This window comes from Streptomyces caatingaensis (assembly GCF_001187435.1).
GTDB classification, from domain to species: Bacteria; Actinomycetota; Actinomycetes; order Streptomycetales; family Streptomycetaceae; genus Streptomyces; species Streptomyces caatingaensis.
The window spans coordinates 455,900-472,118 of sequence record NZ_LFXA01000002.1 but is presented as its reverse complement, the minus strand read 5'-3'; the positions used below and the strand labels follow the sequence as shown (position 1 = coordinate 472,118).

Sequence of the window (16,219 nt, the reverse complement as noted above, 5' to 3'; positions counted from 1 at the left end):
GGCCTTTCCGTGCGTTCAGTGCTGTGCCGCGGCGAGCCGCGCGGCGATGGCGGCGCGGAGGTCCTTCTTGGAGACCTTGCCGATGCCGGTCTGCGGGAAGGCGGCCACGAACTCGATCCGGTCGGGGATCTTGAAGGCCGCGAGGCCGCGTTCCCGGACGAACTTCTTCAGGGCGGGCGGCCGCACCGGCCCGGCGCCGTCCCTCAACACCACGTAGGCGCAGGTGCGTTCGCCGAGATAGGTGTCGGGCATGGAGACGACGGCGGCGTCGTGCACGGCGGGGTGGGCGAGGAGGTGGTTCTCGATCTCCTCGGCGGCGACCTTCTCGCCGCCGCGGTTGATCTGGTCCTTGGCCCGGCCCTCGACGACGAGATGGCCGGTCTCCGTGAGCCGGACGACGTCGCCGGTGCGGTAGAAGCCGTCGGCGGTGAAGGCGGTGGCGTTGTGCTCGGGGGCGCGCCAGTAGCCGCGGATGGTGTACGGGCCGCGGGTGAGCAGGTGGCCGGTCGCGCCGACGGGCAGGTCGTTGTCCTCGTCGTCCACGACGCGGATCTCGTCGTCGGGGCTGATGGGCCGGCCCTGGGTGGTGACGACGGTCTCCTCGGGGTCGTCGAGCCGGGTGTAGTTGACGAGGCCCTCGGCCATGCCGAAGACCTGCTGGAGGGCGCAGCCGAGCGCGGGCCGCACCCGCCGGGCGGCCTCCTCGCTGAACTTGGCGCCGCCGACGAGGAGGACGTCCAGGCTGGAGAGGTCGTAGGGGGTGCCGGCCGCGGCGGCCTCGGTCCACACCAGGGCGAGGGGCGGCACCAGGCCGGTGAGGGTGACGCGTTCGCGCTCGATGAGGGGGAAGGCGACGTCCGGGCTGGGGCGCGGGGCGAGCACGACGCGGGCGCCGGCGTAGAGGGCGCCGAGCGTGCCGGGCGAGCTGAGCGGGAAGTTGTGGGCGGCGGGCAGGGCGCACAGGTAGACGCTGTGCTCGTCCACCCGGCAGATCTCGTTGGAGCCGCGCAGCGAGTAGATGTAGTCGTCGTGGGTGCGCGGGATGAGCTTGGGCACGCCGGTGGAGCCGCCGGAGAGCTGGAGGAACGCCAGCTCGTGGGGCTCCGGTTCGTCCGGCACCGGCACCGGGTCGCGGGGGACGCCGGCGAGCGCGGTGTGCTCGCCGGGGTCGCCGACGACGAGGACGTGCCGCAGGCCGGGCACGTCGGCCCGTACGCGCGAGGCGAGTTCGCGGTAGTCGTAGCCTTCGGCCACGTCCTGGACGACGTACGCGGCGGCCTCGGTGAAGGCGCAGAAGTGGCGGATCTCGCTGTCGCGGTGCGCGGGCAGCGCGAAGACGGGCAGCGCGCCGATCCGGAAGAGCGCGAAGACGACCTCGAAGAACTCGGCGACGTTGGGGAGTTGGACGACGACCCGGTCGCCCTTGCCGATGCCGAGGGCGAGGAGACCGGCGGCGAGCCGGTCGGCGCGCTCGTCGAGCTCGCCGTAGGTCCAGCGGCGGGTCTCCCCGGCGGGGTCGACGATCGCGATCCGGCCGGGGTGGGCGGCGGCGCGGTCGCGCAGCATGCGGCCGAAGGTCTCGCCGCGCCACCAGCCGGCGGCGCGGTAGCGCGCGGCGAACTCCGGGGGGTAGCCGGGGGCGTCGGTGCTCATCGGTCGACCCCCACGGCCTGGAGGAACGTGCGGAACTTGGCGGCGGTCTCGGCGGTCTCCGCCTCCGGGTCCGACTGCTCGACGATGCCCGCCCCGGCGAAGAGCCGCAGGGTACGGCCCTCGGCCTCGGCGCAGCGGATGGTGACGACCCATTCGCCGTCGCCGTTGGCGTCGCCCCAGCCGACCATGCCCGTGTAGGGGCCGCGGTCGAAGGGTTCGAGCTCGCCGATGACGGTGCGGGCGGTGTCGGTGGGGGTGCCGCAGATGGCCGGGGTGGGGTGCAGGGCGCAGGCCAGTTCGAGGGCGGAGACGCCCGGGTCGGTGGGGTCGGCGGTGATGGTGGTGGACAGGTGCCACATGGCGGCGGTGCGCACCAGGGTGGGGCGCCGGGGGACGTCCATCGTGCGGCAGTACGGGGCGAGGGCCTCGCGGATGGCGTCCACGACCAGGGCGTGTTCGTGCAGGTCCTTCTCGGACTCCAGGAGGGCGGCGGCGCGCCGGACGTCCTCGGCGAGGTCGGCGCTGCGCGGGGTGGAGCCGGCGAGGGGGTTGGTGACGATGCGTCCGCCGCGCTTGGAGAGGAGGAGTTCGGGGCTGGCGCCGAGGAGGGTGCGGCCGGGGCCGGAGGGGACGGCGAAGGTGTAGCCGGAGGGGTCGCGGCGGGCGAGGCGGCGCAGCAGCCCGGGCAGGTCGGGGTCCTGCGGCGCGGTGAGTTCCAGGGTGCGGGAGAGGACGACCTTGCCGAACTCGCCGCGCTTCATGCGCGCGACGGCCGTGGCGACGGCCGCGGCGTAGCCGGCGGGCTCCGGGACGGGCCGTACGTCCCAGTCGAGTGCGGCGGGGGGCGCGGCCGGCAGGGCGGCGAGCGGGTCGTGGGAGAGCGGGGGCGCGAGGCGGACGGTGCGGGGGACGGCGAGTGCGGCGGGGGCGCCGGGGAGGAAGGGGACGGCGCCGACGACGACGGGGTTCTCGTGGCCGTCGAGCAGCTGGGCGTCGAGGGTCTCGGTGACGCGGCGGTGCAACGGGGCGTCGCCGTGCGGGACTTCGGCGCGGACGCCGTGGGCGAGGAGGGTGCGGGTGGGCGAGGCGAAGAAGCGGGCGTCGCGGTGGTCGTAGCCCTCCAGCAGCGCGGTCGCGGCGCCGACGGTGTCCGGGCCCGGGCCGCTCGCGGGGCGGTCGGGTATCGGGTCGGGTCCGCTCGGCCGGGCGGTCACGTGCTGAGCCGTGGTCACCGGGTGCTCCGTTCCTCCGGTGCGGCGGCACCGGGCGTGGGGTGGGGGTGGCGGCCGGCCGCCGGCCGGCCCTCGGGCGGTGGGTGTGGTCGGGTGCCGGCCGTCCGCGCGGGTGCCGTCGGCCGGTCGGGGGGCGGTCCGTCAGACGCGCAGCGTGGCCCCGCCGTCGACGTAGAGGTCGTGCATGGTGATGTGCCGGGCGCGGTCGGAGACGAGGAAGGCAACGGCCTCGGCGACGTCGGAGGGCTGGGCGATGCGGCCGAGGGGGATGCCGGTGCGGTAGGTCTCCGGGTCGCCGTCGAGGACCGTGGCGGGCGGCTCGTCGCCGTCCCACAGCCGGCGCTGCATGGCGGTGTCGGTGGAGCCGGGCGAGACGACGTTGCAGCGGACTCCGCTGCGGCCGAGTTCGAGGCCGAGGCACTTGGTGAACATGGTCGCGGCGGCCTTGGAGGCGGCGTACGCGGCCATGCTCGTGCGGGGGACGCCGGCGGCGTTGGAGCCGACGGTGACGATGCAGCCGCGGCGGCGCGCGGCCATCCTGCGGGCGGCGGCACGGGAGGCGGTGAAGACGCCGGTGGAGTTGACGGCGAAGGTCCGCTCCCACACCTCGTCGGTGAGGTCGACGACGGGCGAAGGGCTGAGGACCCCGGCGACGTTGACGAGGATGTCGAGCGGGCCGAGCGTCCGCTCGGTCTCCTCCACGACGGCCTCGACGGCGGCGCTGTCGGCCACGTCTGCGGTGCGGGGGACGACGTGTTCGGCGCCGAGGTCGGCCGCGAGCTTGTCCACGCCGTCGGGCACCAGGTCCAGGGCCGCGACCCGGGCTCCCCGTGCGACGAGGGCCCTGACGACGGCCTCGCCTATGCCTTGCCCTGCGCCGGTGACCAGCGCGACTCGGCCGGAGAGTTCTGACTGCTCCACGACGCTTCCCCACATTCCGCTTGAATAAGGTAAGGCTTACCTTACACACCTCTGGTGGGGGAGGGAATCGGCGGGCGCGCGGGGACCGCGGGGGCGCGCCCGCCCGCTCACGTCACGGCGCGAGGTCCAGCTCCGGCACCCCCTCCGCCGTGAACCCGAACACCCGGGCGTACAGCCCGAGTTCCGCCACCAGCGCCCGGACCAGCGACTCCGCCCGCCGGAAGCCGTGCCCCTCCCCCTCGAACGCCACATACGCGTGCGGCAGCCCGCGCTGCGCCGCCGCCCGCGCCAGTCGCTCGCTCTGCTCCGCCGGGCAGACCGGGTCCTCCAGCCCCTGCAACAGCAGGAACGGCGCCTTGATCTCCCCGGCCCGGCGCAGCGGCGACCGCTCGCGGTAGCGCTCCGGCACCTCCCCGGGCGGCCCGATCAGGCTCTCCGTGTAACGCGACTCGAAGTCGTGGGTGCCGCCGCCGGCCCAGTCCGTGGGATCCAGCGCCGGGTAGAGCAGCGTGCCGCACGCGTACAGGTCCGTCGTCACCAGCGACAGGGCCGCCGTCCAGCCGCCGGCGCTGCCGCCCCGCACCGCCAGCCGCGCCGGGTCCGCGACGCCCTCGGCGACCAGCGCCTCCGCCACGGCGGCGCAGTCCTCCACGTCCACCACGCCCCACCGGCCGCGCAGCCGCTCGCGGTAGGCCCGCCCGTACCCCGTGGAACCGCCGTAGTTGACGTCCACGACGCCGATGCCGCGCGAGGTGAAGTACGCGGCCTCCAGGTCGAGGGCGAGCGGGGTGCGGCCCGTCGGCCCGCCGTGCGCCCGCACCACGAACGGCGGCAGCTCCCCCTCCGGGACCGCCCGCTCCGGGTGGCGCGGCGGGTGGACGTGGGCGTGCACCTCGCGCCCGTCCTTCCCCGCGAACGTCCGGGCCACCGGCCGCGAACAGTACGCGGGGTCCACGGCGTCCTCGTGCCGGGCCCCGATCACCCGGGCCCGTCCCGTGCGGATGTCCAGTTCCACGATCTCGAAGCCGGTCGCCGGGCTCGCCGCCACGCCCACGACGCGGCTGCCGTGCGCGTCCAGCGCGGGCAGCCACTCCGTCCACGGCCCGGCCGCGTCCGCCAGCGATCCCGTCCGGGGGTCGAGCACGCCGAGCGCCTTCCCGCCGACGCCGTGCAGCACGGCGACTGTCCCGCCGGCCAGCGGGACGAACCAGCGCGACCCCAGCTGCCACAGCGGCCCCGCGAACTCCTCCGGCCGCTCGCAGAGGTTGACGGCCGTCCCGGCACCGGCGTCCGGATCCACCCGGTACAGGTTCCACCACCCCGTCCGGTCGGCGGCCGCCAGCAGCGTCCCGTCCTCCGCCCACTCCACCTGCGCGACGGACTCCTCCGGCCCGCCCAGGACGGTCCGTACGCCGGTGAACCGGCCCCGCTCGACCCGGGCGACGCACAGCTCCGTCCCGTCCCACGGCATCCGCGGATGGTCCCAGGCGAGCCACGCCACCCGCGTCCCGTCCGGGGACGGCCGCGGCCCGCCGACGAACCGGTGCCCGTCGTCGGTCAGTTCGCGCACCGCGCCGCGGTCCGAGGCCGCGCTCCCGTCGAGCGGGACGGCCGCGATCACCCGCCGCACGTCCAGCGCGCCGGGCCCGGTGAACTCCTCCAGCACGCACCAGACTTCACCGCCGGCCAGGACGGGGTCGGCCCAGCGCAGCCCGCCCCCCACGTCCGACACCGGCGTCAGCGGCCGCGGCTTCCCCGCCGCGTCCGGCTCCCAGGCGTACAACCGCTGGTCCGCGCCGTTCACGAAGACCAGCAGCGGTCCGCCGCTCGCCCGGGGAACCCCCGTCCAGGGCCGCCCCCCGTACTCGTGCACCCGGCTGCGCACGTTCCACGGCGCGGGCAGCGCGGCCGCCTCCTCGCCGTCCGGCCGGAGGCGCACCAGCGTCTGCCGCCCGCCCTCCTCCGGGCGGGGCGCGACCCACCACACCTCGTCACCGACCGTTCCCAGGAAGCCCGGTCGCGCGGAACGGGACACCGCCAGGGCGGCGTCCACGGGGGACGGCCAGGTTCCGCAGGGCGCCGTGGGCGTGGGCACCATGATCTCTACGCCTCCTCGTGGTGGTGGTGATGCATGACGAAACGGTCCAGCACCCGGACCCCGAAGTGCAATGCCCCGACCGGGACCCGCTCGTCGATCCCGTGGAACAGCCCCTGGTAGTCGAAGCCCGGCGGCAGCCTGAGCGGAGCGAAGCCGTAGCAGTCGACCCCCAGCCGGGAGAAGTACTTGGCGTCCGTCCCCCCGGACATGCAGTACGGCACCACCCGTCCCTCCGGGTCGAAGTGCTCCAGCGCGGCGCGCATCCGCGCGAACACCGGGGCGTCGACGGGCGCTTGCAGCGCGCGCTCGCGGTGGAGGTACGCCCAGTCGACGTCGGGACCGGTCAGCAGGTCCATCGTCGCCGCGAACTCCTCCTCCCCGCCCGGGACGGTCCGCCCGTCCACGATCCCCGTCGCCGTCCCCGGAATGACGTTGACCTTGTAACCGGCGCTGAGCCCGGTCGGATTGGCGCCGTTGCGCACGGTGGCCGCGACGAGGGCGCCGGCCTTCCCCAGCTTCCCCAGCAACGCGTCCACGTCACCGCCCGGATCGACCCCGTACGCGTCCGCCAGCCCGTCCAGCGCCGCCCGCACCACGGGCGTCATCCGCACCGGCCACTCGTACGCCCCGATCCGCCCGATCGCCGCCCCCAGCCGCGACACGGCGTTCTCCCGGTTGACCTTGGCCCCGTGCCCCGTCGTCCCCCGGGCCGTCAGCTCCAGCCAGGCCGTGCCCCGCTCCCCCGCCCCCACGGGATAGATCCTCACCCCTCCGTCCCCGTGGAACGTGTACGCCCCCGACTCCCCGACGGCCTCCGTGCACCCCTCGAACAGCCCCGCGTGCTCCGCCACGAGGTAGGCCGCCCCGACGTCCGCGCTGTCCTCCTCGTCCGCCGTGAACGCCAGCACGACGTCCCGCGGCGGCACGGCCCCGGCCCGCGCCCACCCCCGCACGAGCGCGAGCACCATCGCGTCCATGTCCTTCATGTCGATGGCCCCGCGCCCCCAGACCATCCCGTCGCGCACGTCCCCGGAGAACGGGTGCACGGACCAGTCCGCGGGCTCGGCCGGCACGACGTCCAGATGCCCGTGCACGAGCAACGCCCCCGCGCTCCGGTCCCTCCCCGGAATCCGCGCCACCACATTCGTCCGCCCCGGCTTCTTCTCCAGCACCACCGGCTCGATCCCGGCCTCGGCGAGCCGCTCCGCGACATACTCGGCCGCCGGCCGCTCCCGGCAGTCCCCGCTTCCGCGGTTGGTGGTGTCGATCCGGATCAACTCGGACGTGAACCGCACGACTTCGTCGAGTGCGCGCTCGTCCACCCGTTCGTCCTGCATACGCTTCCTCCACCGCCGCCACCGAGCCGGCGGATCGCCTCGAACATGGCCGATGCGGTGAAGGAAACCGGCCGCCGCACTCCGCCTCGCATCGGTCACCCGCACCACTGGACCACCGTATTCGGCCACGCCGGGAGAGAAGGGCATCCGGTCACCGACCCGCGCGCCGGGATCTCCGGCGTCCCCGACGGAAGTTGATCAGCCGCCCACCGCGCGCAGCGCCTCCTCGTGGGCACGGCCGAGCGCCTCGTCCGCCGGCACGTCCAGATCCGGAACCACGCCCACGCCCTCCCAGTTCGTCCCGGTCACCGTGCTGACCGTGCGCGCGCTCGGCACGGTGACCACCACGTGCTCGGTGACGGGGTGACGGGCCGTCGGGTGGGCACCCCCGCGAGTCGTCTCCCCGACGACGGCCGCCCGCCCGTGCGCCTGGAGCGTGTACGCCACGTCCTCCCCGCCGGAGAACGTGACGGCGCTGGTCAGGACGTACACCGGCCGGTCCAGGTACCGCGGCGCCGGCAGGTGCGCCCAGGTCCAGAACTGCCGGACGCTCCCGCTCGGCCGGTCATGGATGTCATGGAGACGCACCTGATCGTCGGGAAAGAAATAACTGCACCACATCGCCGCCCCCTCCGGCGCCCCGCCCCGGCACTCCCGCAGATCGAGGATCAGCGCGGAACTGAGCGCCGCGAGCTGCATGGCCGCCCCGACCGCCCGTGCGCCGTCGTCGGCGTACGGGATCCTGCGCACCGCGACGACGGCGACGTTCCCCTCCAACTGCTCGAAGCGCCGGACGCCCTGGTTCTCCCTCCGCGCCACCTCCAGAAAGGCCGCCTTGCCCCCGTCCTCACTCCGCCGGGAGACCGGCTCCTCGCTCCACAGCAGCCGCAGATGCCTGTCCGGACAGACCCTCTGCAGATCGGCAGTCACGGCCTCGCAGAACGCGGGCCCGCCCAAGCCGTCATACGCCCCGGCCGCGAGCCGGCCCCTGACCGCGTCCTCCATGGCCGCCGTCTTCTCCGGAAAGACATAACCGGCCGCGATCCGTTCGAGCGCACGCTCGACTATGTGTGCGTGAGGGAGCATGGCCGCCGATCCTAGATCGCGGCCGCGCGCCGCGCCAGGGTGTCAGCAGCGCAACCGAAGGGGGCACGACGATGTCTCGGACCACGCCCGCTCCAACGCGCACATGCGGATCCGCATCCGTCCCGTCCATCAGCGCCCGATCCGCCCCGCTCGGACCTCGTCGACGAACGAGGTCCAGGCGGGCAGGGGGACGACGAAGGCGGGGCCGGTGCGGCGTTTTTCGTCGCGTATGCCGACCTGGTCGGGCAGGGGGCTATGGAGACGCAGCCTCCGCCGTTGTTCTGGCTGCTGTACGAGGACTTGAACCAGCGCTTCTGGTGGGCTACTTCGAAAGCCGCCCGCTGGGTGTTAATGATCGTCGACCTCTCTGGCCAGTCTGGCCAGCTGGTGCAGGAACCCCGGCGTTTCGACCGGGACAAGGGCCCCGTCACGCATCGTGTCGAACCGCCGGCCGTACTTCCAGACCTCACGCGTCTTGTCGGACACCGTCATGACGGTCGCTCACTCCTCCATGACCACGGGCTCAAGGTTGTGGTCGGAATCCAGGAGGACGAAGTTCGCCGCCTCCCGGAAGGTGTCCCGGCGTAGCGGAACGATCTGGACCGTCACATGATCGAGTGCCGCCAGGCGCTCGGTCTCCGCATACTGCTCACGCATGATGTCCGGGCCGCCGACCACCCGACGCAGCGCCGCCTCATCCAGGATCACGCGCAGCTCGACGGGGTCGTCGCCAGTGAGAACGCCCTTCCGCGCCATGCGAAGGGCTACGGACTCGTCGACGAACTCACTCGTCCTCTGTCCTCTGCTCCACATGCTTGGCCTATGAACAAGGCCCGGGCGTAACTCTCCGTCTGGAGGAGCCCGGAGATCACCTGAGAGTGCCAGGCTCGCATCGAGCGAGCGTCGGACCCCAGCCCCACCTACATCGTCGTGCCCGACGGCATCACGTTCCGGTACGGCCGGTACCAGTCCTTGCTGAGCGAGTCCCGGTGAAGCATGAGCAGGTTCTCCCGGTCAACACGATCGGTGATCCCGTAAAGGTCGAGGAGATCCGTCATGTCGCGCACGCGCGGGAGTTGATTCTGGCCGGTCTCCACTCGGTTGAGCTTCGTCTCGGAGCTCTCGATGTACGCAGCGGCATCCCGCACGCTGATCCCCTGCTTCTCCCGCAGACGCCTCAGCTCCTTGCCGAGTTCACGCCTCCTGAACGTCGGACCGCGTCGTGCTGCCACCCTTGAACCCTCCTGTTGTGTTCCCCGGCGGCGCGTCTCTGTACCGCGTCGCCGCCGCCCTGTTGGGTCCCGCCGCTGCCCTGATGCCTTCCAGGACGCCTCTGCTGGCAGCCTTCCATCGCCTGCTGCCTCGCATCGGACTTCTGCAGATCTTTGGCGTATGCCAATGTGAGCGGCCATTTGCTGAAGCAGTTGCCGCTGAACCTGCCGGTGCGGGACCGTAATTGCGCCATCGCACAAGGCAGCCATCGCTGCCTCGGAGGAGCCCCACGCCCTTCTCTTCTTCCCCCACACCGCCAACTCCGGCGGCGGCCTCACCCCTCACACTCTCCCCGCACCGCCACTGCACCCCTCGATCCACAACGTGATCCAAGAGGCCGATGCCCTCTCCCAGCAGCTCCGCCCATCGAACGCGTCCATGCACTGATCGCCCGGCTCTACTGCTACATCTCCATGACAGCCATGGAGTTGGAGTCCATCGCGGACAACCGTCCAGCGGACGATCCCGTGCGCGAGCGCACACTCGCCGCCGTACAAGAGGCCCGCCGCGGCCTGGCGCAAGGCCCGGGCAACGGCTACATCTCGGCGCTCACCTACACCCGCACACTCAGCCGCTCAGCCGCGCAACTCCTCCCCCACCACACCCAATTGACGAACGCGAAGGAGAACTCCTGATGCACACCGTGGGCCGGCTCATGAGCCACTGCCAACACCTGTCCGGCTGGGAATCCGCCCACGGCGAAGACCGCTGCCCGACCTGCGGAACCCGCCGCTTTACGGACTACGGCGCCCTCCGCCCCAAGGAGTTGCCCCCGGCGGTGACCCCCTCCCCACACGACCGCATCCGCGCCGACAGGGCCGCCGCCACCGTGATCGCACGCACCGTGCGCCACCTCAGCCACTGGGGGCGCAGCAGAGCGGACTTCTGGCGCTGCCAGACCGCCTGACCGGCGGATACCTGTCCACCGGCCGCTCCAGTGCAGGGCAGATAGCACTCGAACCAATCTCATGAGAGCCTGGACCGGCACTCGAACACACTTCCAAGCTCACTGAATAAAACAGAGGTTGATCGCCAGCGAACGCGCAGGTCAAGTAGCGTGGTCCCCGCGAGCGCGGGGGTGGTTCCGGCTTCCCGGCCACCGAGTTCAAGGGCTGGAAGTGGTCCCCGCGAGCGCGGGGGTGGTTCGGGATCGCTCATCGGACCAGCTCCCCGTGCGCCGTGGTCCCCGCGAGCGCGGGGGTGGTTCACTGGCGCGGTGTGCGCCGGACGTCACCGGGTTGTGGTCCCCGCGAGCGCGGGGGTGGTTCGGACGAAACCAGGGCAAGGTGGTCCCCGCGAGCGCGGGGGTGGTTCCTACAGGGCGGCGTCCCATACGGCGCGGCGCAGGTGGTCCCCGCGAGCGCGGGGGTGGTTCTCCGCCCCACCCCGGCCCGCGTGGCACGTCGCGGTGGTCCCCGCGAGCGCGGGGGTGGTTCGGCCCACGCCATGCAGCGCATGGCCGCCGACCCGTGGTCCCCGCGAGCGCGGGGGTGGTTCACCGCCGGCCAGGACGGGGTCGGCCCAGCGCAGGTGGTCCCCGCGAGCGCGGGGGTGGTTCGCGGACCCGCGGCGGCGATGTGCCGGGCTCGTTGTGGTCCCCGCGAGCGCGTGGGCGCACGAGTGGTCCCCGCGAGCGCGGGGGTGGTTCATAGCCGGCTCACCACAGCGCTCCTTCCGGTCGGTGGTCCCCGCGAGCGCGGGGGTGGTTCCGCACGGTCGCGTGGTGCACGGGCAGCGCTCAGGTGGTCCCCGCGAGCGCGGGGGTGGTTCGAAGCTGGTCGAGCACGGCGTGCTGCGGCGCGAGTGGTCCCCGCGAGCGCGGGGGTGGTTCGGGCTGCGGGCCCGGGCCGAGGAGGTGCGGACGGTGGTCCCCGCGAGCGCGGGGGTGGTTCGATGGGAAAGCTGGGCGGGATCACGGCGTCATCGTGGTCCCCGCGAGCGCGGGGGTGGTTCGTTGGCCCCCACCTCGTGCCGCAGCCGGATCCCGTGGTTCCCGCGAGCGCGGGGGTGGTTCTGAAAAAGTCCCCCCACCCTGCACACGGCAGGGGTGGTCCCCGCGAGCGCGAGGGTGGTTCGCCAGCCTGAAGCGGGTGTACTTCACCGGCGGCGTGGTCCTCGCGAGCACGGGGGTGGTTCCTGGCCGAACGGATCATCGCCCACCTGGAGGCCGTGGTCCCCGCGAATGCGGGGGTTGCTCGGTTGGCGACATGTGCCGGTACTCACGAACGCGGTCGTCCCCGCGTAGCAGGGGTGATTCCCGCCGGTCTGGGAGCAGTTCCCGCTGGGTATGTCGCCTTCGCATAGCGGGGGTTACTCGAACAGCGCGCCACTGAACCGCTCGTCGCCCGGGCCCGAGTAGCAGGGGTGGTTCGTTCTCGGACGGGGCTTTCAGTCGCCATCGGCTCGTGGTCCCCGCGAACGCGGGGATGGTTCAGTTCACAAACGACGCACGGGATTGCCCCCCGGCGAATACCGGGGGTGGCTCACAACCGGAAGAGGTCCCGCCCTGGGACAATGGCCTTCTACACAGGGTGAGCCCTCCCCCGGCTGCCGCACCTCCCAGTCAGCAAACAGCGACAGCGGACGGCTCACCTACGGTTCCGAGCCGACAGAATCAGTCCATCGAAGTCCACCGGCCGCCATCGGTCCCGGCCGGCTGTCCGGACCGCCCAGCCCTGTTCATTGGAAGCGGGTTCGACAAGGACCACTTGGCCGTCGCCGATCCGTGTGGCCAGGAGCTCCCACAAGCGGTCCCGAACTCGCCGGCTCGGGGTGCCCACGAAGACGCCGGCGTTTACTTCGACCATCCACCGGGTGAGGTGACCGCGTAGCCCTTCTGGAGCCGCGATCAACACGATGACCGTCATCGCGTCTTCTCCTTGGGCGAAGCTTCCCCCAGCTCTGGACCGATGACCGCGATGTGTCGCTCACCCATGTCGGCAGGCGCCAAGGACCAGTTCACTCCTGCCGGAACCGTTCCCAGTCGCTCGTCCCAGAGTTCGCTCGTTTCGGGAGTGTCGATATCCACGCCCTCAGGGGTGAGAAGTCCCTTCACATCGTGCACGATCCGACCGAGCAGCTTCGTTTCGGCAATCCTGTCCCGCAGACCGGTTCGTGCGTCACGTTCCTCCACGAGCCCCTTGGCCATGAGGTCGAAGGCAAGGGGCAATGTGTACTCAGCCTTGTACAGATCCGCGATGTCCAGGACAAAGGACAGGGCCGAACCCGTGTGGACGAAGCCCAGACCAGGGCTGGCTCCAAGACCGACGATCACCGCATGGCAGATTCCGTACAGCGCCGCATTGGCCGCCGACAGCAGACGGTTCAGGTCATCGCCGGCCGCGAAGGCATCACCGGCCTTGTAGACACGGCCATTCCATGGAACGCCGGTCCGACGGGAATGCTCCTGGTACAGGCGACGGAACCGTGCTCCCTCTCGTCCGCGCAACTGCTGCATCGTCACCTTGGAGACGTCCTCGCCCGGAAACCGCAATCCGTACATCGCCCGGGCCACGCTGAGCCGTTCTTTCGGACGGGTGACAAGCCACGCCTGTCGGTGGAGCAGGCCGGCACTGCGGCTCGGACCCAGTCCCGCCGCATACATGCGGACTCCCTGTTCACCGACCCAGCACACTGCGGTTCCGGAGTCGGCCAGCAGCCGAATCGCACCGTGGGTCACCCGAGTTCCAGGACCGAGCAGAACAACGGCGATCATCGCCGCAGGTACGCGCACCGTCTCCTTCTTGTTGACGATGACGACGGCGTTCTCATCACGATCTACGTGGCTGCGTTCCACGTAGACACTGGACACACGATCCACGATGCGGTGCAGATCGTGCGGATCGGCCTTCCACCAGATGTCGGCCATCGTTCACCCTCTCCCACCCGGCAGTGGCGCGAGGGTGAGAAGGCCACAACCGTATGCCTTCGACGGTCCGATCCCCTCCAACAAGTGTCGCGTGAATGCTGCGGTATCGGTCACGCGCAGCCTCCCTTCAAAGGTGGCGCTGTTAAACGTGACCTGGTGCCCCTTTCCGTTCTTTCTGAAGGAATGACGGCGACGGTCGATGATGCGGACCTCATGCGCAGGGGGCTCGGTGAGCGTTGAGGGAACGTCGAACCCCCAACGTCGAGTTCGGCTCAGAAACCAATCGAGCTGAGCTGCGGCAGTACGATGCCCTATCCGGAAGCTGCGCATGCGCTCGCCATCGGCAGCCGCGGCGATGCGGGCGGCCTTCGCGGGGGTCAGTCGGTCCGGTGTCAGCGTGTTCTGGACTGGATTCGCGGTGAGGCGGAAGGCGAACTCCCGGCCCACGGCGATCTGGGCGAGGAGCGGTGCATAATCCCGGACGGCAGCGTGCTCCCCGTCCGCTCCGGGCCAGCCCGCCCTTTCCACCAGGTGCGTCCAGTCCGGTTTCGAGCGGGTGAGGACGAACACATACGGCCGGTGCGGATTGTCGGCGTCCAGCCGCCACAGAATGCGCTCCGTGTCAGGAACGCCGCCCATGACGGCGGCGTGCATGGCGCGCGGATTCGCCAGAAGCCGGCGGCTCTCCGCGCGGAGCGGGTTGATGCGGATGCGGGACAGGCAGGTCATGGTCATAGGTCACCAGCCCAGCAGGGCGAAAGGGTCGTGCCCGGTGGCCGGGGCCGAGTCGGCCTCGGCCATGGCGTCATCGGGTTGTGGGAATCCGGTAGGGACGCTGAGCCAGCAGTGCCGTACCCGACGGCTGGTGAAACTGCGCGCGTACGGGTCGAAAGAGAGCGGGGCGTCGTGGATGACGTCGTCCCCCTCGGGGTCCTCCAAGGTGACCGAACGGTCGATGCGCGCCGGGCGGAAGGCCCGGCCGAGGCCGCGTTCGCGGCCGAGTCGGGCAGCGTACCGCTCACGGGCACGGTCGGACGCCTGCCACGGTTCGTCCGTTAGAACGGTCTCGAGATCGCCCTCTCGTAGGCCCAGGGAGAGCGGTTGTGTCGGCGGGCAGGATCGACGGCCCAGTGCCAGGGGGAAGGCCGGGGCGCGGACCGCTTGGTCGAGGGCGTCCAGCAGATCGTCCCCGCCTTCGACAGCGGCCACGAACACCGCGTCCTGAAGGTAGTAGCGCGTTGTGACATGGGTGTGCTTGGCGGGAGACGTCGGCTTCTGCAGTCCTTTGGCGGAGACTCCGGCCTGTGGCAACGGCCGCCCCCGGTAGTCGCTGACCGTGTGGTAGTCCCGCAGCAGGGTGCCGGGCTCATCGACGCGCACGCCCAGGCGCAGCCCCATCAGGTCGTCGAGGGAATCCTCACGAGAGCGGCCGGCCGCCGCCGCGAGCAGTCCGAGAACACCGGACTTGGTGGGCTCGGCCCCCGTCTCGCGGCGGTTGAACGCACTACGGGATCCCCAGGATTGGAGAGGACCGGCCAGCCGGAGGAGCAGGACTCGTGTCATCGGGCGCCCTGCTTCAGCACCTCGGTGAGGTGCTCGCGCAGACCGTCCAGAAGCTCCGGGAAGGCGATCGCGTCGCCAAAGGTCCGGGTCAGCAGCTCTGTGACCTTCGTGTTCGGGTCCGCCTCCGCGAAGGTGTGGCAGAGGGCCGTGAAGGCCGGCTCCCCGCCCCAGTTGCGTACGGCTGTGGCGTGCTCGTACGCCAGACGGCAGGCCGATTCCGTCGCGATGCCTGTCGACGACGCGTCGACCGGCTTCTCGAAAGCGGACACCAAATTGACCGGCTGGTCGTGGCGCACCATGACCGCCACCAGACTCGGCAGCGTGCGATGGGCGAAGGAGTTGCCGTGGCCGCCTGGCATCGAGCGTGCGAAGGAGTTGACGAACTCCTCGACCGCGCTGACGGCCGCCTCCTCATCGGAGAGGTTGTGCACGAGCTGGTGCAGGCCGACCGTCGCATATCGGTAGAGCGTGGCGGAGTTGAAGCCGATGGTGCCGATCATTCCGGCGCCGGGCTCGTCCCCCTTCTTACTCGTTTCATCATCGACGGCTGTGAAGTAGTCGAACTCGAGCTCTACCGCATGGGTGGAGAGGGCGTGGGCGACCTGCGTCGCGGCGTCTACCTTCAGGGTCGGGACATCAGCCACCATCCGGCCGAACAAAGCGACGTCCATCGGGTGCCCGGTGCTGAACTTCTCCTGGACGGGGAGCTGTTCGATCTCCTTGGCCAGCTTCTCGTCATCCAGTCGTGCGAGGTCCGCCGCACGCTCCCGGACAAGTGCGGCCACATCTTCGAGCTGACGGCGGCCGAAGAAGAACAGATACGCCGTATCGCCTTCCTTCTTGCCCTCACTGATCTTCAGCGGCTTCAGCAGCGCGGCCGACAGTCGTGCCGCGTCCTCGGGGGACAGGTCCGTCCCATCGGTCAGCAGGCCGGCAAGTGCGCCGCTGATCCGCCGGGTCCGGGTCGCCAGATCCTGCACGGGAGTCCGCTCGGCGAAGTGGACGCGCGTCGCCCGCTTCCAGGCTTGGGAGGAGACCCGGGAACGGCGTACCCCTCCGAAGTACGCTTCCTTGGGGTTCCCTTGGTCGTCACGGTTGAGGTTGGCGGGCGGAACAGTCTGCAGGATGTGCACATCGATGTAGGTACGGGGAACAGAAGGCGTCACAGGTTTCTCCGGTGGTCTGTTGG

18 protein-coding genes and 1 CRISPR repeat array are annotated in these 16,219 nt (G+C 71.3%); of the genes, 2 read left to right on the top strand and 16 right to left on the bottom strand.

The genetic code is table 11. The features are described from left to right. Positions 1 to 15: 15 nt before the first annotated feature. From AC230_RS02830 to AC230_RS33365, 11 genes are all read right to left on the bottom strand, one after another. Positions 16 to 1,653, bottom strand: coding sequence for a (2,3-dihydroxybenzoyl)adenylate synthase (locus AC230_RS02830; RefSeq protein ID WP_049714313.1), 1,638 nt, complete (start codon positions 1,651 to 1,653; stop codon positions 16 to 18). Next, complete coding sequence (gene dhbC, locus AC230_RS02825; RefSeq protein WP_422125549.1) at positions 1,650 to 2,885, bottom strand: isochorismate synthase DhbC; 1,236 nt, start codon at positions 2,883 to 2,885, stop codon at positions 1,650 to 1,652. Before dhbC ends, AC230_RS02830 begins: the two co-directional genes overlap by 4 nt. 141 nt (positions 2,886 to 3,026) lie before the next feature. Further along, the gene (locus AC230_RS02820) at positions 3,027 to 3,821 is read right to left on the bottom strand and encodes a 2,3-dihydro-2,3-dihydroxybenzoate dehydrogenase (RefSeq protein WP_049714312.1); all 795 of its coding nucleotides are present in this window, start codon (positions 3,819 to 3,821) and stop codon (positions 3,027 to 3,029) included. Between the two features lie 97 nt (positions 3,822 to 3,918). After that, positions 3,919 to 5,904, bottom strand: coding sequence for a S9 family peptidase (locus tag AC230_RS02815; RefSeq protein ID WP_049714311.1), 1,986 nt, complete (start codon positions 5,902 to 5,904; stop codon positions 3,919 to 3,921). A 5-nt stretch (positions 5,905 to 5,909) separates the two neighbouring features. Beyond that, positions 5,910 to 7,241, bottom strand: a complete 1,332-nt coding sequence (locus AC230_RS02810; RefSeq protein ID WP_049714310.1) for a M20/M25/M40 family metallo-hydrolase — start codon at positions 7,239 to 7,241, stop codon at positions 5,910 to 5,912. A gap of 198 nt (positions 7,242 to 7,439) precedes the next feature. Then, complete coding sequence (locus AC230_RS02805) at positions 7,440 to 8,327, bottom strand: S41 family peptidase (protein ID WP_049714309.1); 888 nt, start codon at positions 8,325 to 8,327, stop codon at positions 7,440 to 7,442. Positions 8,328 to 8,456: 129 nt separating this feature from the next. Further along, complete coding sequence (locus tag AC230_RS34455) at positions 8,457 to 8,558, bottom strand: DUF397 domain-containing protein (protein ID WP_338399782.1); 102 nt, start codon at positions 8,556 to 8,558, stop codon at positions 8,457 to 8,459. Positions 8,559 to 8,675: 117 nt separating this feature from the next. Beyond that, entirely contained in the window at positions 8,676 to 8,813 is a 138-nt protein-coding gene (locus tag AC230_RS33375; protein ID WP_241833053.1) for a hypothetical protein, read from the bottom strand. Positions 8,814 to 8,828: 15 nt separating this feature from the next. Further along, on the bottom strand, positions 8,829 to 9,083 hold the full coding sequence (locus AC230_RS33370; protein WP_277816835.1) for a Scr1 family TA system antitoxin-like transcriptional regulator: 255 nt from the start codon (positions 9,081 to 9,083) through the stop codon (positions 8,829 to 8,831). 8 nt (positions 9,084 to 9,091) lie between these two features. Then, positions 9,092 to 9,220, bottom strand: coding sequence for a Scr1 family TA system antitoxin-like transcriptional regulator (locus tag AC230_RS34205; RefSeq protein ID WP_277816834.1), 129 nt, complete (start codon positions 9,218 to 9,220; stop codon positions 9,092 to 9,094). Positions 9,221 to 9,247: 27 nt separating this feature from the next. Then, on the bottom strand, positions 9,248 to 9,559 hold the full coding sequence (locus AC230_RS33365; RefSeq protein ID WP_241833052.1) for a helix-turn-helix domain-containing protein: 312 nt from the start codon (positions 9,557 to 9,559) through the stop codon (positions 9,248 to 9,250). A 168-nt stretch (positions 9,560 to 9,727) separates the two neighbouring features. Between AC230_RS33365 and AC230_RS33360 the strand changes: the two genes are divergently transcribed. Further along, complete coding sequence (locus AC230_RS33360) at positions 9,728 to 10,234, top strand: DUF6415 family natural product biosynthesis protein (RefSeq protein WP_338399776.1); 507 nt, start codon at positions 9,728 to 9,730, stop codon at positions 10,232 to 10,234. Beyond that, positions 10,234 to 10,506: a DUF6255 family natural product biosynthesis protein gene (locus AC230_RS02790; protein ID WP_049714307.1), complete on the top strand. Its 273-nt coding sequence runs from the start codon at positions 10,234 to 10,236 to the stop codon at positions 10,504 to 10,506. The genes AC230_RS33360 and AC230_RS02790 overlap by 1 nt, the downstream gene beginning before the upstream one ends. A 150-nt stretch (positions 10,507 to 10,656) precedes the next feature. Continuing rightward, positions 10,657 to 11,796: a CRISPR direct-repeat array (repeat unit 28 nt; unit sequence GTGGTCCCCGCGAGCGCGGGGGTGGTTC). Between the two features lie 391 nt (positions 11,797 to 12,187). On the opposite strand, the gene cas2e is transcribed toward AC230_RS02790, so the two are convergent. The 5 genes from cas2e to cas7e are packed head-to-tail and all read right to left on the bottom strand — an operon-like array spanning position 12,188 to position 16,163. Continuing rightward, a complete protein-coding gene (gene cas2e, locus AC230_RS02785) occupies positions 12,188 to 12,466 on the bottom strand; it encodes a type I-E CRISPR-associated endoribonuclease Cas2e (protein WP_049714306.1) in 279 nt (92 codons plus the stop codon). Beyond that, positions 12,463 to 13,467 (bottom strand): type I-E CRISPR-associated endonuclease Cas1e, encoded by a 1,005-nt coding sequence (gene cas1e / locus AC230_RS02780; protein ID WP_049714305.1) that lies wholly within the window; start codon positions 13,465 to 13,467, stop codon positions 12,463 to 12,465. Before cas1e ends, cas2e begins: the two co-directional genes overlap by 4 nt. 3 nt (positions 13,468 to 13,470) lie before the next feature. After that, the gene (gene cas6e, locus AC230_RS02775; protein ID WP_198535395.1) at positions 13,471 to 14,196 is read right to left on the bottom strand and encodes a type I-E CRISPR-associated protein Cas6/Cse3/CasE; all 726 of its coding nucleotides are present in this window, start codon (positions 14,194 to 14,196) and stop codon (positions 13,471 to 13,473) included. A 9-nt stretch (positions 14,197 to 14,205) separates the two neighbouring features. Beyond that, positions 14,206 to 15,030: a type I-E CRISPR-associated protein Cas5/CasD gene (cas5e, locus tag AC230_RS02770; RefSeq protein ID WP_049714303.1), complete on the bottom strand. Its 825-nt coding sequence runs from the start codon at positions 15,028 to 15,030 to the stop codon at positions 14,206 to 14,208. Then, entirely contained in the window at positions 15,027 to 16,163 is a 1,137-nt protein-coding gene (cas7e, locus tag AC230_RS02765; RefSeq protein ID WP_241833051.1) for a type I-E CRISPR-associated protein Cas7/Cse4/CasC, read from the bottom strand. The genes cas5e and cas7e overlap by 4 nt, the downstream gene beginning before the upstream one ends. Positions 16,164 to 16,219: the final 56 nt, after the last annotated feature.